Below are 14728 nucleotides of genomic sequence, written 5' to 3'. Positions count from 1 at the left end.
ATTGTGGGGGCCACCGGTCAGGTCGGTGGCGTTATGCGGCAGGTGCTGGCGGAGCGGGAGTTCCCGGCGGAGCAGGTGCGGTTGTTCGCCTCGGCGCGGTCCGCCGGGCGCGCGCTGCCGTGGCGCGACGGCGAGGTGACCGTCGAGGACGCGGCGAGCGCCGACTACTCCGGACTGGACATCGTGCTCTTCTCGGCCGGTAAGGGCACCGCCCTGGAGCTGGCCCCCCGGGTCGCCGAGGCCGGCGCCGTGGTGATCGACAACTCGTCGGCGTTCCGGATGGACCCGCAGGTGCCGCTGGTGGTCGCCGAGGTCAACCCGCACGCCGCCGGCAACCGCCCGAAGGGCATCATCGCCAACCCCAACTGCACCACGATGGCCGCGATGCCGGTGTTGCGCCCGCTGCACGCCGAAGCCGGCCTGGTCGGCCTGGTCGTGTCGACGTACCAGGCCGTCTCCGGTGCCGGGTTGGCCGGCGTCGCCGAGCTGGACGAGCAGGTCCGTAAGGTCGCCGAGCACGCCGCCGGGCTGGCCTTCGACGGCTCGGCCGTGGAGTTCCCCGCCCCGCGCTCGTTCGCCGAGCCGATCGCCTTCAACGTGCTCCCGCTGGCCGGCTCGATCGTCGACGACGGCTCGTTCGAGACCGACGAGGAGCAGAAGCTCCGCAACGAGAGCCGCAAGATCCTGGAGATTCCCGACCTGAAGGTCTCCGGCACCTGCGTCCGGGTGCCGGTCTTCACCGGTCACTCGCTGCAGATCAACGCCCGGTTCGCGCGGCCGCTCACCCCGCAGCGTGCCCACGAGCTGCTCGCCGACGCACCCGGGGTCGCGGTGACCGCCGTACCCACGCCGTTGCAGGCGGCCGGTCAGGACCCGACCTACGTGGGCCGGATCCGCGCCGACGAGACCGTGGAGTACGGGCTGGCCCTGTTCTGCTCCAACGACAACCTGCGCAAGGGCGCCGCACTCAACGCGGTGCAGCTTGCCGAGCTGGTCGCCGCCGAGCGTCGCTGACCGGCACGCTCACCCCGAGCCCTCGCCGGCCACCGGCGGGGGCTCGGGCCCCGTTCCGGGCGGGGCGGCGGCCGCCCAGGCGTGCTTGGATGGGGGGCGAAGCCGACGGCCCATGGAGGACACCGTGCCGGATGACCGCACCCAGCAGGCGTTGACCGACCTGATCGCCGGCCGCTCGATGGGCGTGCTGGCGACCATCAAACGGGACGGGCGACCGCAGCTGTCCACCGTGGTCTACTCGTACGACCGGGACGCTGGGCTGATCCGGGTCTCCGTCACCGAGGGGCGGGCCAAGACCGCCAACCTGCGTCGCGACCCGCGAGCCAGCTTCCACGTGAGCAGCGAGGACGGTTGGGCGTACGCGGTGGTCGAGGGGCGCGCAGAGCTGACCACGCCCGCCGCCGAGCTGGGCGACGCGACGGTCGAGGAGTTGGTGACGCTCTACCGGGCGCTGCGCGGCGAGCACCCGGACTGGGACGAGTACCGGCAGGTCATGGTCGACGAGGGCCGGCTGGTGCTGCGCCTGCACGTGGAGCGGATCTACGGAATGCCGCCCCGGGGCTGACGCGCGTCGCGGTCGCCGACGCCCGTCGGGCGCGCGGCGCCCCACCGGAGGCCGCCGCCCGACCTGGCCGGTCAGCCTGGCTCGATCACGGTCACGCCCGGCCAGCGCTGCGCCGGCCGGTGCCGGGCCAACCGCTGCCGGGACAGGGCCACGTCCACCCGCGCCGGGTTGTGCCGCCACACCCCGCCGAGCAGATCCGCCAGGCCGTACGGCGCGCAGACCTCCAGCCGATCGGCGGCGTCGAGGCGGACGGCCACTGCGGTCGCGTACTCCGGCCAGGTGGCGACCGCCTCGGCCACGCTGCGGTACGGGGCGATCGGGTCGCCACCGAACTTCGCCGCGTACCAGATGTGCACCGCCGCCTGGTTGCGCGCCTGCCACGGCGGTTGCGGCCACGCCGCCGTCAGCCGGGCGGTGGCCCGGTCGTCGTCGTCACGGGTCAACCTCGTCGGGTCGAAGAAGACCACGTCCACGTCCCGGACCGTCGTCGGGTCGAACCCGTCGCCGTACCGCTCGCCCCAGACCAGGTCGCGCAGGGCGCCCGCGCCGATCCAGGCGTCCGGCAGGCCCGAGTCGCGCACCACGGTCAACGCCCGGGTCAACCAGCCGCTGCCGGCAACCAGGTCCCGCAGCTCCCGCTCGCCCGCCACCATCGGCCCACCGTAGGCGACGCGACCGACGCACGCCGTTCCCCAAGGGCGACCACGCCGTACGCGTTACCCCCTCCCGCGTGGCGGGTAGACGGCCGTGCCGACACCGAGAGGGGAGCACCATGACAACGGTCGGAGAGTTCATGACGACCCGGTTGGTGACGATGGACGGCAGCGACACGCTCATCGCAGCCGCGCAGGAGATGCGTGACAGTGCGATTGGTGACGTGGTGGTGACCGACGGCGACAACGTGGTCGGCATCGTCACGGACCGGGACATCACGGTCCGGGGTGTCGCGGAGAACATGGACCCGGGCTCGACCCGCCTGAACCAGATCACGACCCGCGATGTGATCACCGTGAGTCAGTACGACGACGCGGTGGCCGCCGCGGACCTGATGCGCACCTACGCCGTACGCCGGCTGCCGGTGATCGACGACGGGCGCCTGGTGGGGCTCGTGTCGATGGGCGACCTCGCGGTCGAGCGCGAACCGCAGTCGGTTCTGGCCGACATCAGCGCCGACGACCCGAACAACTGATCGTCCGCCGCGGACGCGCCGGCTCTCCCCTCGTGGGAGGGCCGGCGCTGCGCGCGTCGTGAGGACCCGGGCCGTTCACCCGATCCGGGCGAGATTGACGGCGCGACCGGCGGGGACCCGTGCGGGGACGTGCCAGGCCGGCCGTGCGCGCGACGCGCGCCGGGTGGGATCCCGGGCCCGGCGAACTGGGAGGAGTGGACCCGATGGTGGACGCGACCACGAGGTTCTTCGAGGACCTGGACCGCAGGGGGTACGAGCCCCTGCTGGCGAAGACCTCCGGGACGCTGCGCATCGACCTGCACGAGGGCGCGCAGACCCGGCACTGGCTGCTGCGGATCGACCATGGCCAGCTGAACGTGAGCCAGGAGGACCGGGAGGCCGACACCGTCATCGGGGCGAGCCCCGCCCTCTTCGACGACCTCGCCACCGGCCGCGAACACGGCCTGGCCGCCCTGCTGCGGGGCGACATGACGGTGGCCGGCGATGCCCGGCTCGTCGTGCAGGTGGAGCGGATCTTCCCGGGTTCACCGGACGCGCGTGGGCCGCGCCGGCGCTTCGCGGGGGAGGTGCACTGATGGGGCAGAGCAACATGGTCCGGATCCTCGACGGCAACACGTTCGTCGTCTGCGAGGACACCGGCGACATCGAGGCGACCCCGAGTGAGCCCACCGGGCTGTTCTCCCTCGACACACGGTTCCTGTCCACCTGGGTGCTCACCGTCAACGGGGAGCGACTCAACTCGCTCTCCTTCGACGACCTCCAGTACTTCGAGTCCCGGTTCTTCCTCGTGCCGGGGATGGCCACCCACTACGTGGACGCCAAGTTGTCGATCATCCGGGAGCGGGCGGTGGGCGGCAGCTTCCGGGAGCAGCTCACCATCCTCAACCACGACGAGAAGCCGGTCGACCTGGAGATCCGGATGGACGCGGCATCGGACTTCGCCGACCTGTTCCAGGTCAAGGACGAGATCCTGAACAAGAAGGGCGAGAACTACACCGAGGTCGAGACGGACAAACTGCGGTTGGGCTACCGGCGGGGCAACTTCCGGCGGGAGACGGTCATCTCCTCGTCGATGGCGGCCCGCTACGACAGCAAGGGCTTCGCGTACACCGTCCACCTGGAACCGAACGAGCAGTGGAACACCGCGATCGACGTCCGGACCCACGCCCTCGGACCCGGTGGTCGGGACCTGCGGATCGGGTTGCGGGTGCACGGCACCGAGCGGCTGGCGCTGCAGCACGACCTGGAGAAGTGGATCGCGGACGCCCCGAAGGTCAACAGCGAGCACGGCCGGGTGGCCAGCACGTACCGGCGCAGCCTCATCGACCTGGCGGCGCTCCGCTTCTCGCCGCTGTCGCTGGGCGGCGCCACCCTGCCCGCCGCCGGCCTGCCCTGGTTCATGACCATGTTCGGGCGGGACAGCATCCTCACCTGCCTGCAGACGTTGCCGTTCACCCCGCAGCTGTCGAAGACCACGCTGCGCATCCTCGCGTCCCTGCAGGGCAGCCGCTTCGACGACTTCCGGGACGAGGATCCCGGGCGGATCCTGCACGAGATGCGCTACGGCGAAACCGCGGCGTTCGAGGAGCAGCCGCACTCGCCGTACTACGGCTCGGTGGACGCGACCCCGCTGTTCGTCGTGCTGCTCGACGAGTACGAGCGGTGGACCGGGGACGTCGCGTTGGTCAAGGAACTGGAGCAGGAGTCCCGGGCCGCGCTCAGGTGGATCGACAACTACGCCGACCTGGTCGGCAACGGCTACATCTGGTACGAGCGGCGCAACACCGACACCGGCCTGGAGAACCAGTGCTGGAAGGACTCCTGGGACTCGATCTCCTACGCCGACGGCACGCTGCCGCCGTTCCCGCGGGCCACCTGCGAGGTGCAGGGGTACGCGTACGACGCGAAGATCCGCGCCGCCCGGATGGCCCGCGAGTTCTGGGACGACCCGGAGTTCGCCGACCAGTTGGAGCGGGAGGCGGCGGAGCTGAAGCAGCGGTTCAACCGGGACTGGTGGGTTGCCGACGGCGAGTACTACGCGCTGGCCCTGGACCCGAACGGCCGCCAGTGCGACGTCCTCAGCTCCAACATCGGTCACCTGCTCTGGAGCGGGATCGTCGACCAGGAGCGGGCGGAGAAGATCGCTCAGCACCTGGTCGGGCCGCGGCTGTTCAGCGGGTGGGGGGTGCGCACGCTCGCCGAGGGGGAGGCGCGGTACAACCCGATCGGCTACCACAACGGCACGATCTGGCCGTTCGACAACTCCTTCATCGCCTGGGGTCTGCGCCGGTACGGCTTCGCCGAAGAGGCCGCCAGCATCGCCAACGGCATCCTGGACGCGGCCACCTACTTCAACGGGCGGCTTCCCGAGGCGTTCGGTGGTTATCCGCGGGAGCTGACCAAGTTCCCGGTCGAGTACCCCACGGCGTGCAGCCCGCAGGCCTGGTCCACCGGTACGCCGCTGTTGCTGCTGCGCACCATGCTGGGCCTGGAGCCACACGAGGGCCACCTGGCGGTCGAGCCACGGCTGCCGGTCGGCATGGGCCGGATCGAGGTGCTGGACATTCCGGGTCGCTGGGGTCGGGTGGACGCGTTCGCCCGCGGCAGGTTGGACCTGGACAGCCTCGGCGACTGACCGGACGGGCCGGCGTTCACCGGCGGCGACGCGACCGGCGTGTCGCCGCCGGTCACCACCCAGGCGATCCCCAGCGGAGCAGGGTAGATTCTGCGGATGCCGGAGCTCGTGTACCCGCCCGTTATCGCCGCCGCCAAGACGATGTTCCGGGTCCTCGACCTGAAGATCACCATCGAGGGCGCCCACCACGTACCCCGCACCGGCGGGGCGGTGCTGGCCAGCAACCACGTCAGCTATCTCGACTTCATCTTCGCCGGGTTGGGCGCGAACGCGTCCGGCCGGCTGGTCCGGTTCATGGCCAAGCAGTCGGTGTTCACGCATCGGATCTCCGGCCCGCTGATGCGCGGCATGCGACACATCCCCGTCGACCGGGAGGCCGGTGCGGCGTCGTTCCGGGCCGCGGTGGCCGCCCTGAAGCGCGGCGAGGTGGTCGGCGTCTTCCCCGAGGCGACGATCAGCCAGTCGTTCACCGTGAAGGAACTCAAGAGCGGCACCGTCCGGATGGCCCGCTCGGCGAAGGTGCCGGTGCTGCCGGTCGCGCTGTGGGGCACTCAACGGCTCTGGACGAAGGGCCGCCCCCGCACCCTCACCCGCCGGCACACCCCGATCACGATCCTCATCGGCGAGCCGATCGACCCGGCCGATCACCCCGACCCGAACGCGCTGGCCGCCGAGCTGACCACCCGACTCAGCGCGCTCGTCGACCGGGCCCAGCGGGAGTACCCGGACGCGCCGGCCGGCCCGGAGGACACCTGGTGGCTGCCGGCGCACCTGGGCGGCAGCGCACCCACGCCGGAGGAGGCCGCCGCCCTGGACGCCGCAGGTGAGCAGCGCACCCCCAGCGCCTGACGCTGGATCGATCCGCACCCGCCACGAGGCCGCATGGGGTGCTGGCCTGCCGCCGGGGCAGGGCTAGTCCTGTTGAGCGTGATGCCGCTGAGTCATCTTGATGACTCAGCGGCATCACGCTCGTCGGAGGATGTGTCACCGTCGCGCTTCGCGGGATGAGCGCCACGGTACGACGGTCGAGTCGGCCGCGCGGAGCGTCGGCTTCACCGATGCCCGGATGCGGTGCCGCCCGCGAGCCCGGTCCACGAGGTCGGCTCCGGCCCCGAGCGGTAGTAGTCGTCGCGGGAGCGGAACTCCACCGGAAGCGAGCCGGGCAGCGTGACCCGGGTGTCCCCGGCGAGCAGGCCGGGGCCGGCCCGCAGCAGCAGGACGTCGCGCTCCTGCGCCGACAGGTCGACCAGGTGCGGGCGGGTGAGCCGGAACATCGCCACCGCACGGCGGACCTGCTGGGCCAGCGCGAGGACCTCGCCGGCCGACCCGCCGAGCGCCAGCGCCGGCTGCTGGATGGTGCGCAGCGCGTCGCAGACGATCAGCAGTTGCGCCGGGGCGTCCGCGGTGGCCGGCGGCAGCTCCAGACGGGACGGCCACTGCCAGCGGATCTGCCCGCTCATCAGCCCCGGCAGCCGACCGGCGAGCCGGGAGCGGGGCGTGTCGTCGGCGACCAGGGAGAGCTGGGAACCGGTGCCCACCCAGCAGATCCGCTGGTCGGTGACGGTCACCGAGACCGGGCCGGGCAGCCCCCAGCCCCGCCGCGCCTCGGTCGGCCCGAGCAGGTAGCCGGCGACCAGCAGCCGGTGCCGGCCGAGCACCCGTTCACCGGGCATCGGACGCAGGTCGTAGCGGCGGTCCAGGACCGGCCCCACGTCGTCGTCCGGCGCGTCGAACCGATGGGGTCCGATGAAGAAGGGAGACGCGTCGGAGTGCATCGTCACGACCTTCCGGTCAGCGGGCTGTGCTCAGAAGCCTGGCGGATCCGAGGTCCGCTGTCATGACGCCCGTTAGGGGGTCGGCCGGTCGTGCGTCGCCTGTGACCGGTAGATGCCGATCTCCTCCGGGCGGACGAGGCCGTCCTCGATCGCACGGGCGAGCAACGCCGCCTTTGTGGCGGCTGGGCGCCCCGCCCGGGTGTACTTGATCCGCGCGCGGTCGACGTACTGCTTGACCGTGTGTTCGCTGATCTGCATCCGGCGGGCCACCGACGCCTTGGACATCGACTGGAACCACAGCAGCAGCGCCTCACGTTCCTTGTCGGACAGCATCGGCCGGTCCGGTCGGGGGTCGCCGACCATCGCGCCGGCCAACGCCGGCGGCACATAGGGGCGGTCGCTCGCCGCGGCCAGCACGGTCGCCACGCAGTGCTCCCGGCCCTCGTGCTTGGCCAGGAACGCCACCGCGCCGGCGTCCAGCGCCGCGAGCATCGTCTCCGGGTCGGTGTGCTCCGAGTAGACCACCACCCGCCGCCCGGCGGCGCTCAGCTCGGCCAGCTTGTCCAGCGCCATCCTGCCGTGCAGTCGCAGGTCGAGCAGGACCACGTCGGCGTCCGGCGCCGCCCGCAGCACCTCGTCCGGGTCGTCACCGGTGGCCAGCACGGTCAGTCGTGTCTCGGTGGCGAGCCAGGCGCGGACGCCCTCGACGACCACCGGGTGGTCGTCGACGATCGCCACCCCGACCGGCCGGGCGCCCGTCACCTCCGCCACCGGGTCTGTGCCCATCTGATGTCCCCGTCCCGCTCGTAGAGGTGCTGCACCGGCCCGTCGTCGTGGTCCCCGAGCGGCGGCCCGGTCGCCTCCGGCTCCTGCCGGTCCGGCGTGACCAGGCTGACCACCACCTCGTCGGGGCCGGACACCACGGTCAGCCGGGCCCACCCCCGGGCATCGGCGAGGATGCCGGTGAGCGGGTCGGCCAGCTGACGGCGGATCTCCACCGGCAGCGGCGGCGGCCCGCCGATGGTGACCAGATCGATCGGCAGGCCGTTGCGTTCGGCCAGATCGACGGCCGCCCGCAGTTCGTGCAGCAGCGGATCGGGCACGTCGTCGGACTCGGCGATCAGGCGGCGCAGCCGGGCGGCGGCGAGCACGCACCGCCGTTGCACCTCCGGGTCGTCCGGGTCGGCCTGACCGGAGGCCAACTCGCCGAGCACCCGCCCGGCCGCCGCCCCGACCAGGGCGAGCCGGTCCCGGCGTTCCCGCAGGCCCCGCTCGGCGGCGTCGCGTTCCGCGGCCATCGTGTGCATGGCGGCCGCGGCGGCGGCCCGTTCCCGGGCCAGCCCGACGATCGCCGCGCTGCCCACGAAGACCGCCACCGGGAGCGAGAACGTGCCGTAGACGTACATCACGTAGCGGGCCAGGTCGGCACCGTCGGAGCCGTGCCCGAGCACGGCGACCAGCGCGATCACCGCATGCGTGGTCAACAGCGCCACCAGCCCGGCGACCCGCCGTCCCCACAGCGCGAGCACGAAGAACCAGCCGAGCGTGCCCCACACCCAGTTGCCGGCGGTGAACAGCTGTCGCTCGCCGGCGGCGGCGAAGACCGCCGCGTCGACGACGAGCAGCAGCCCGGCCAGCGGCCACGGCGGCAGCGGCGTGCCCCGCAACAGCAGCACCCCGGCCGTCGCACCGGCGGCCAGGACCAGCACCCATCCGCCGAGCACCACCACCGGCGCGGCGAACTCCGCGCGGGCGGCGAGCACCGCCGGCAGCCCGATGGCGACGTGCCAGGCCAGCGCGATGGCGACGGCGACTATCCGGGCACCCCGGTCGGAGGCGTGGGCCACGGCGGCCGGTGCGGCGAGCGCGGCCGTGGACGCCGACTCCCGGGGCGCCGGCACGCCGCCCCCGGTGCGCTCAGGCGCCTCGGCCACGGGGGTGGGCGGCGTCGCGGCGCCGAGGTCAGCCGACACCGGGCCACTCCAGTCGGATCCGGGTGCCCCCACCGGGGGTCGAGTGCACCTCGGCCCGCCCGCCGACCGTCGCCATCCGGCCGCGGATCGACTCGCGCAACCCGTACCGGTGCGCGGGGACGGTGGCCGGGTCGAAGCCCGGACCGTCGTCGGCGACCTCGACCACGACGGCGATCGCGTCGCGGGAAAGCCGCAGCGTGGCCCGCGCCCCCGGAGCGTGCCGGACCACGTTGGACAGCGCCGCGTAGGTGCTCTCGGTGATCGCGTCGGCCACCCCGGCGGGCACCGCGCACCCCGCCAGCTCCAGGGTCACCGGTAGCTCGGACAACCGGTCGGGCACCGTGCGCAGCCGCTCGTCCAGGGGCACCGGGCCGTCACCGGGCACCGGGCCGACGTCGGCGGCCGCGACGAGGGTACGCAGGTCGGCGGCACACCGTTCGCGGAACGCGGCGGACGGGCCGGCCACCGCGCCGAGCCCCACCATGGTCAACGTCCCGAGCACGGTGTCGTGTAGATCGCGGTTCTGCTGACGTTCGGCCTCCCGGGCCGAGCGGGCGACCAACGCCTCCCCGGTCAGCCGCTGATGCTCGGCGAACGCCCGGTCCGCACGTCCGATCCGGCGGCGCATCACCCCGGTCATCATCGCCGTGCAGGCGGTCTGCACGAGCAGCGTGGCCGCGTGCGCCCGCGCCTCGGTGGAATTGCCGGCGGAGGACGTGCCCAGCGCGTACGCGGCGGTGACCAGCAGCCCGGCCGGGACCGACCACCGCGGCGCGGCGGTGGCCTGTGCGTTGATCACCGTGGTGCTGGCGAGCACCGCGATCCAACTGCCCTCGCCGGGCAGCACCCCGGGTGCCACCAGCACGGGTATCAGCAGGCAGGCCACCGAGGTGACCGTGACGTCACCGGCGACCAGGGCCGGGGTGAACCCGTGGCGCAGCGCGCGGACGGCGTACCAGAGCGACCAGCCGGTCAGCGCGGCCACGACCGGCAGCAGCAGGGCCGGTTCGACCGGTGGGGTACGCACCGACAGTGCCACCGCCGCACCGACCAACCCGCAGGTCAGCCGCAGCAGCGCCGGCAGGGTGGTGAAGATGAGGTTGAACGCGCCGCCGGCCGGACTGTCCAGCGCGGGCGGCGGCACGGTCGGGGTGGCAACGGCCGGCATCGGGAGGCGTCCTTCCGACAACGACCCGGTCCGGGTCCGCGCGGCGGAGATCGACATCGGAGAATAGCATGGCCGACGACAACCGGTCACCCGTTGTGAGCGCCGTGTCGCTGATGTGTCACTCTGTGCTGCGGGGCTGGAGCAGGTCCCAGCGGTTGCCGTAGAGGTCGGCGAAGACCGCGACCGAGCCGTACGACTCGTGCCGCGGCTCCTCCAGGAACCGCACCCCGGCCACCACCATCCGCGCGTGATCCCGGGCGAAGTCCTCGGTGTACAGGAACAGGCCGACCCGGCCGCCGGTCTGGTCGCCGATCCGCGCCTGCTGCTCCGGGCTGCTCGGGCGGGCCAACAGCACCGCCGTCTCCCGGGCACCCGGCGGGCGCACCACCACCCAACGCGAGCCGTCCGGTCGGGTGGTGTCCTCCACCAACTCGAAGCCGAGGCCGCCGACGTAGAAGTCGATCGCCTCGTCGTACTCCCTGACCAGCAACGCGACGAGTCCCAGATGTGCCATCTGGCCATTCTGCCGACCGGCGCTCCGGCGGCGGCCGGCGGTGGCACCCATGGTTGGCGACGTCACGCCACCGCTTCGCCAGCGCCGCGTCCCGGTACGACCGGCGGGAACCGGGTGTGCCCGCCGTCCGTCCCATCTCCTGGTGGAGAGGTGGTGAGCGGGATGCGCCCGGGTGGCACGGTACTGGTGGCGGCGGTGCTCGGCATGGCGCTGGGTGGGTGTGCGGGCTCGGCGACCGGGCCGGCGGACGAGCCCGGCCCCGCCCGGATCGTCGACCGGTGGACCTCCTGCGCCCAAGCCGCACCGCAGGCCGGCGCCGTGTTGCTGACGCCGCCGGCCGCCGCCCGGGACGAGCCGGAGAGCGGGCGCATCGACCCCGCGTTCACCCCGGTCGCCGTCGTGCTCTGCGGCCGGGAGATCCGGCCGCGCCCCGGCGGCGGTCAGGAACAGGTGGCCACCGAACGACGCGCCGACGAGATCGGTGCGCTCGTGGACGCGCTGCGCCTGCCCACCCAGCGGGCGGACGGGGAGATCGCCTGCACCCTCGACATGATCGTCCCGCCGTGGCTCGCGCTGCTCGACGAGCGGGGACGCTGGCTGCGCCCGTACCTGCCGACCGACGTGTGTGGCAAGCCACGCCCCGAGGTCCGCGCGGCACTCGACGGACTGCGGCTGACCACGGTGGACACCCGTGCCGTCGGGCAGGTCGAATCGTCGGAGGCCGAGGCCGCCGGCTGTTCGCAGCGGTGGGCGGACATGGTGTGGGTGGAGACGAGCATGGGACGCCCCCGACCGCCCGCACCGGCCACCGTCCCCACCGCCGGGCCGCTGCGCCTCTGCGTCTACCAGGTGCCCGCGTCCGAGCAGGGCGGCGGCAAACCGGCAGGCGATTTCGAGTACGGCGGCCCGCTGCCACCCGAGCGGCAGGCGGGCGTGCTCCGGGCGCTGGCCACCACCCGCACGGCGGACGACTGTGCCACCCCGGCGTCACGCTTCGCCGTGCTGCGACCGCTCAACGGTGCCGGCGGGCCGGACCGGTACGTGGAACTCGACGGCTGCCGGCGCTTCCTCGTCGTACCGCCGGCCGGTGGGGCGCAGCTCGGCCAGGGCGACGCCGCGTTGGCCGCCCTGCTCGGGCCGGTCTGACCCGGCTTCAGCGGACCGGCAGTACCGCCGTGCCGCCGCCGGCGATCGACCGCTTGACCGACGTGCCGCCGGACCAGTAATAGCAGCGAATGCCCCGGTCACCCCGCTCCCACAGAAGCCGGTTCGGGAACCGGTACGCGGTACCGGTGCGATAGGGCAGCTTGGCGTCCACCGGCACCTTCGCGAACCGGGCGATGACCGCCCGGCAGGCGGAGTGGACGGAGGCTTCGTCCCTGGTGGCGTCCCCCCAGGAGCGGTCCGGCGCGGTCCAGGTGCCGGCGTACTCGAACTGGTGCCCGGTGGTGCAGGCGACCGGCCGCAGCATGCCCCACTTGTCCTCGTTCATGCAGCTGAGCAGCAGACCGGAGCGCTTGGCCAGAGCATCGCGGAGAGAACCGAGCCGCTGGATCGCGGCGTCGGACTCCCCGTTCGGGCCGTTGACCTCGTCCACCTCGAAGATGTCGCACCGGTACCAGCGGGCACCGCCCGCCCAGCCGGCCGGCGACGCCGGTGCGACCTGCACCGACAGTCGGGCATCGCGCCAGTCGCCACCCACGAACTGCTTGGCACGCGTGTCACAGTCGGCGAACGTCGACCGCATCGTCGCCGACTCCACCTTGGGCGGCGAGGTTCGTGCGGTCAGCGCGCCGGTGAACGTGCCCACGTGAAAGGTCTCCACCAGATGGGTGTTCGCGCAGTCCACCGGGGCGTAGCTGGTGAGGTACGCGGTCGGTTCGGAGATGGTGTGGCACTCGCCCGCCTTCGGCGAGAACTGCTCCGCCTGAGCCATCGGCCGCCAGTCGTCGGACAGATCGCCGTCCGTACCGGCCGGCGTGCCGCAGCCCGCCGCCACCACCATGACGAAGGCAGCCGCAACCGCTGCCGTGACCTGGCGTCGCATGTCCATCTCCCCGTGCCCCCGTGCCGACGCGCGCAGCATAAGGCACCACCGCGACCAGTGAGTGAGCACGCTGACCGTCGGAGGTGAGCGCTATGTTCCGGGCATGGCAGCGAGGATTGATCTGACACTCGACTCCACCGACGCGCAGGTGCTCGGCGCGTTCTGGAAGACCGCCCTGGGCTACATCGACGAGCCGCCGCCCCCGCCCTTCACGACGCGGGCGGAGTGGCTCGCCCAGTTCGACCTGCCGGAGGACGACCTCCCCGAGCACGGCGCGTGGCTGTGTGACCCGGACGGTGTCGGCCCGCGCCTCTCGATCCTCAACGTCCCCGAGCCCAAGACGGCGAAGAACCGCCTGCACATCGACATTCGCGTGCCGGTGCACGGCGGCCCCGACGAGCGGTGGGAGCGGATCATGGCCGAAGCTCTCCGCCTGGTCGAGGCGGGCGGGACGATCCTGGAGGAGGTCGACCGGCACCACGTGGTGATGGCCGACCCGGAGGGCAACGAGTTCTGCGTCGCCGCATCCGCAGCCTGAGAGGCAGCGGGGTCACCGCGACTTCTCTTCTTCACCGGGCCATCCTCCGACGCGGACGCGACCTGTCGCCCGCGCCGGAGGAGGCCGCCGATCAGTTGCCGAGCGTGACGTGCAGGACGCGCTCGTTGCTGTTGTTCGGGGTGCTGTCCTTGTCACCCTGGTTGGTGGTGGTCAACCACAGCCCCCCGTCGGGAGCGGGCTCCACCGTGCGTAGCCGGCCGTAGGTGCCACTGAAGTACGTCTGCACGTTCGTCAGGCTGCTGCCGCTGATCGCCGCGCGATACATGCGGGCACCCCGCGCGCAGGCCACGTAGAGCGCGTCCCGCACGATCGTGATGCCGGAGCAGGATCCTTCCGCGGTCGGGTAGGTGCGCACCGGCGCGATGAACCCGGCGGTGCCGCAGGTGCCACTGGTGCCCTCGCACGCCGGCCAGCCGTAGTTGCCTCCCCGGGTGATCAGGTTGGTCTCATCCATGATCGAGTTGCCGAACTCCTGCTCCCACAGCCGGCCCTGCGAGTCGAACGTCAGGCCCTGCGGGTTGCGGTGACCGTAGCTCCACACGTAGTTGCCGAACGGGTTGTCCGAGGGGACGGTGCCGTCCGGGTTGAGGCGCAGGACCTTGCCTTCGAGCGCGGAGCGATCCTGGGCGTACGCGCCGTTCTGCGCGTCGCCGGTGCTGGCGTACAACTTGCCGTCCGGGCCGAACCGCAGCCGACCGCCGTCGTGGTACTTGTTCCGCCGGATGCCACTGACCAGCACCTGCTCGCTGGCGGTGTTGAGGCGGCCGTTCTCCAGGCGGATCCGGACGACGCGGTTGTCGCTGGGCGAGGTGTGCATGATGTACAGCCAGCGGTCGCTGCTGAAGCTGGCCGAGATGGCGAGGCCCAACAGGCCGCCCTCACCGTCGGTGCTCTGCACGTTCGGCACCGTGCCCAGGTTGGTCTTGACCCCGGTGGTGGGGTTGAGCTGGATGATGTCGTGCGCGTCCCGGCGGTTGTAGAGGACGCTGCCGTCCGGCAACGTCACCAGTCCCCACGGGATGTCGGTGTCGGTCGTGACCTGTCGTACCCCGCACACCGGGTTGCCGCACGCGGCGCCGGTGGTCACCGTCGTGGTGCTGCTGCGCGGCGAGACGTTGTCCTGCGCGTCCCGGGCGACCACGTAGTACTGGTACGCGGTGTTCGGAGCCTGTCAAGTCAACTGAGACATTTTCTTGATTTTGTTTAGCTTTGTGCTGCTGGTTGGTTAAGCACAGGCGAGGCGGTGGTCTGTGCGGGGTCGCTGTTGTCGGGTTTGTTGATCCATGCCC

At 72.4% G+C, this 14728-nt stretch carries 16 protein-coding genes; 8 read left to right on the top strand and 8 right to left on the bottom strand.

Annotated features, from left to right (window positions below; genetic code table 11):
- Both F8271_RS24090 and F8271_RS24085 read left to right on the top strand, forming a co-directional pair.
- On the top strand, positions 1–1014 hold a 1014-nt coding region (locus F8271_RS24090; RefSeq protein ID WP_225854724.1), incomplete at its 5' end, for an aspartate-semialdehyde dehydrogenase.
- A gap of 124 nt (positions 1015–1138) precedes the next feature.
- On the top strand, positions 1139–1579 hold the full coding sequence (locus tag F8271_RS24085) for a PPOX class F420-dependent oxidoreductase (RefSeq protein ID WP_225854723.1): 441 nt from the start codon (positions 1139–1141) through the stop codon (positions 1577–1579).
- 71 nt (positions 1580–1650) lie between these two features.
- Here the strand turns inward: F8271_RS24085 and F8271_RS24080 are convergent, their stop codons facing one another.
- A complete protein-coding gene (locus F8271_RS24080) occupies positions 1651–2232 on the bottom strand; it encodes a nucleotidyltransferase family protein (protein ID WP_151492104.1) in 582 nt (193 codons plus the stop codon).
- Between the two features lie 119 nt (positions 2233–2351).
- Between F8271_RS24080 and F8271_RS24075 the strand changes: the two genes are divergently transcribed.
- From F8271_RS24075 to F8271_RS24060, 4 genes are all read left to right on the top strand, one after another.
- Positions 2352–2768: a CBS domain-containing protein gene (locus tag F8271_RS24075; RefSeq protein ID WP_151492103.1), complete on the top strand. Its 417-nt coding sequence runs from the start codon at positions 2352–2354 to the stop codon at positions 2766–2768.
- A gap of 203 nt (positions 2769–2971) precedes the next feature.
- Positions 2972–3343, top strand: coding sequence for an SCP2 sterol-binding domain-containing protein (locus F8271_RS24070; protein WP_151492102.1), 372 nt, complete (start codon positions 2972–2974; stop codon positions 3341–3343).
- On the top strand, positions 3343–5403 hold the full coding sequence (locus F8271_RS24065) for a glycogen debranching N-terminal domain-containing protein (protein ID WP_151492101.1): 2061 nt from the start codon (positions 3343–3345) through the stop codon (positions 5401–5403). Before F8271_RS24070 ends, F8271_RS24065 begins: the two co-directional genes overlap by 1 nt.
- 96 nt (positions 5404–5499) lie before the next feature.
- Positions 5500–6252: a 1-acyl-sn-glycerol-3-phosphate acyltransferase gene (locus tag F8271_RS24060; RefSeq protein WP_151492100.1), complete on the top strand. Its 753-nt coding sequence runs from the start codon at positions 5500–5502 to the stop codon at positions 6250–6252.
- 203 nt (positions 6253–6455) lie between these two features.
- On the opposite strand, the gene F8271_RS24055 is transcribed toward F8271_RS24060, so the two are convergent.
- The 5 genes from F8271_RS24055 to F8271_RS24035 form a co-directional block, all read right to left on the bottom strand.
- A complete protein-coding gene (locus tag F8271_RS24055) occupies positions 6456–7178 on the bottom strand; it encodes a hypothetical protein (RefSeq protein ID WP_151492099.1) in 723 nt (240 codons plus the stop codon).
- Positions 7179–7250: 72 nt separating this feature from the next.
- Positions 7251–7964, bottom strand: a complete 714-nt coding sequence (locus tag F8271_RS24050; protein ID WP_151492098.1) for a response regulator transcription factor — start codon at positions 7962–7964, stop codon at positions 7251–7253.
- A complete protein-coding gene (locus tag F8271_RS24045; protein WP_225854725.1) occupies positions 7937–9079 on the bottom strand; it encodes a hypothetical protein in 1143 nt (380 codons plus the stop codon). Before F8271_RS24045 ends, F8271_RS24050 begins: the two co-directional genes overlap by 28 nt.
- 61 nt (positions 9080–9140) lie before the next feature.
- Positions 9141–10319, bottom strand: a complete 1179-nt coding sequence (locus tag F8271_RS24040) for a sensor histidine kinase (RefSeq protein ID WP_151492097.1) — start codon at positions 10317–10319, stop codon at positions 9141–9143.
- Positions 10320–10437: 118 nt separating this feature from the next.
- Positions 10438–10833 (bottom strand): VOC family protein, encoded by a 396-nt coding sequence (locus tag F8271_RS24035; protein ID WP_151492096.1) that lies wholly within the window; start codon positions 10831–10833, stop codon positions 10438–10440.
- Positions 10834–10986: 153 nt separating this feature from the next.
- Between F8271_RS24035 and F8271_RS24030 the strand changes: the two genes are divergently transcribed.
- Positions 10987–11979 (top strand): hypothetical protein, encoded by a 993-nt coding sequence (locus tag F8271_RS24030; protein WP_151492095.1) that lies wholly within the window; start codon positions 10987–10989, stop codon positions 11977–11979.
- A gap of 7 nt (positions 11980–11986) precedes the next feature.
- Here the strand turns inward: F8271_RS24030 and F8271_RS24025 are convergent, their stop codons facing one another.
- Positions 11987–12880, bottom strand: a complete 894-nt coding sequence (locus F8271_RS24025; RefSeq protein ID WP_151492094.1) for a septum formation family protein — start codon at positions 12878–12880, stop codon at positions 11987–11989.
- A 103-nt stretch (positions 12881–12983) separates the two neighbouring features.
- Here F8271_RS24025 and F8271_RS24020 point away from each other — a divergent pair, with 103 nt between their 5' ends.
- Positions 12984–13418, top strand: coding sequence for a VOC family protein (locus F8271_RS24020; protein WP_151492093.1), 435 nt, complete (start codon positions 12984–12986; stop codon positions 13416–13418).
- Positions 13419–13509: 91 nt separating this feature from the next.
- Here the strand turns inward: F8271_RS24020 and F8271_RS24015 are convergent, their stop codons facing one another.
- The gene (locus tag F8271_RS24015; protein ID WP_225854722.1) at positions 13510–14580 is read right to left on the bottom strand and encodes a sorbosone dehydrogenase family protein; all 1071 of its coding nucleotides are present in this window, start codon (positions 14578–14580) and stop codon (positions 13510–13512) included.
- Positions 14581–14728 lie beyond the last annotated feature (148 nt).

This window comes from Micromonospora sp. ALFpr18c (genome assembly GCF_008868155.1).
GTDB lineage: Bacteria > Actinomycetota > Actinomycetes > Mycobacteriales > Micromonosporaceae > Micromonospora.
This window is presented reverse-complemented; position numbering and strand designations above follow the sequence as displayed.

Coding starts and splice junctions, on each gene's coding strand:
- F8271_RS24035 (WP_151492096.1), bottom strand. CDS start 10,833: ATGGCACATCTGGGACTCGTCGCGTTGCTGGTCAGGGAGTACGACGAG.
- F8271_RS24025 (WP_151492094.1), bottom strand. CDS start 12,880: ATGCGACGCCAGGTCACGGCAGCGGTTGCGGCTGCCTTCGTCATGGTG.
- F8271_RS24040 (WP_151492097.1), bottom strand. CDS start 10,319: ATGCCGGCCGTTGCCACCCCGACCGTGCCGCCGCCCGCGCTGGACAGT.
- F8271_RS24075 (WP_151492103.1), top strand. CDS start 2,352: ATGACAACGGTCGGAGAGTTCATGACGACCCGGTTGGTGACGATGGAC.
- F8271_RS24070 (WP_151492102.1), top strand. CDS start 2,972: ATGGTGGACGCGACCACGAGGTTCTTCGAGGACCTGGACCGCAGGGGG.
- F8271_RS24055 (WP_151492099.1), bottom strand. CDS start 7,178: ATGCACTCCGACGCGTCTCCCTTCTTCATCGGACCCCATCGGTTCGAC.
- F8271_RS24080 (WP_151492104.1), bottom strand. CDS start 2,232: ATGGTGGCGGGCGAGCGGGAGCTGCGGGACCTGGTTGCCGGCAGCGGC.
- F8271_RS24065 (WP_151492101.1), top strand. CDS start 3,343: ATGGGGCAGAGCAACATGGTCCGGATCCTCGACGGCAACACGTTCGTC.
- F8271_RS24020 (WP_151492093.1), top strand. CDS start 12,984: ATGGCAGCGAGGATTGATCTGACACTCGACTCCACCGACGCGCAGGTG.
- F8271_RS24050 (WP_151492098.1), bottom strand. CDS start 7,964: ATGGGCACAGACCCGGTGGCGGAGGTGACGGGCGCCCGGCCGGTCGGG.
- F8271_RS24060 (WP_151492100.1), top strand. CDS start 5,500: ATGCCGGAGCTCGTGTACCCGCCCGTTATCGCCGCCGCCAAGACGATG.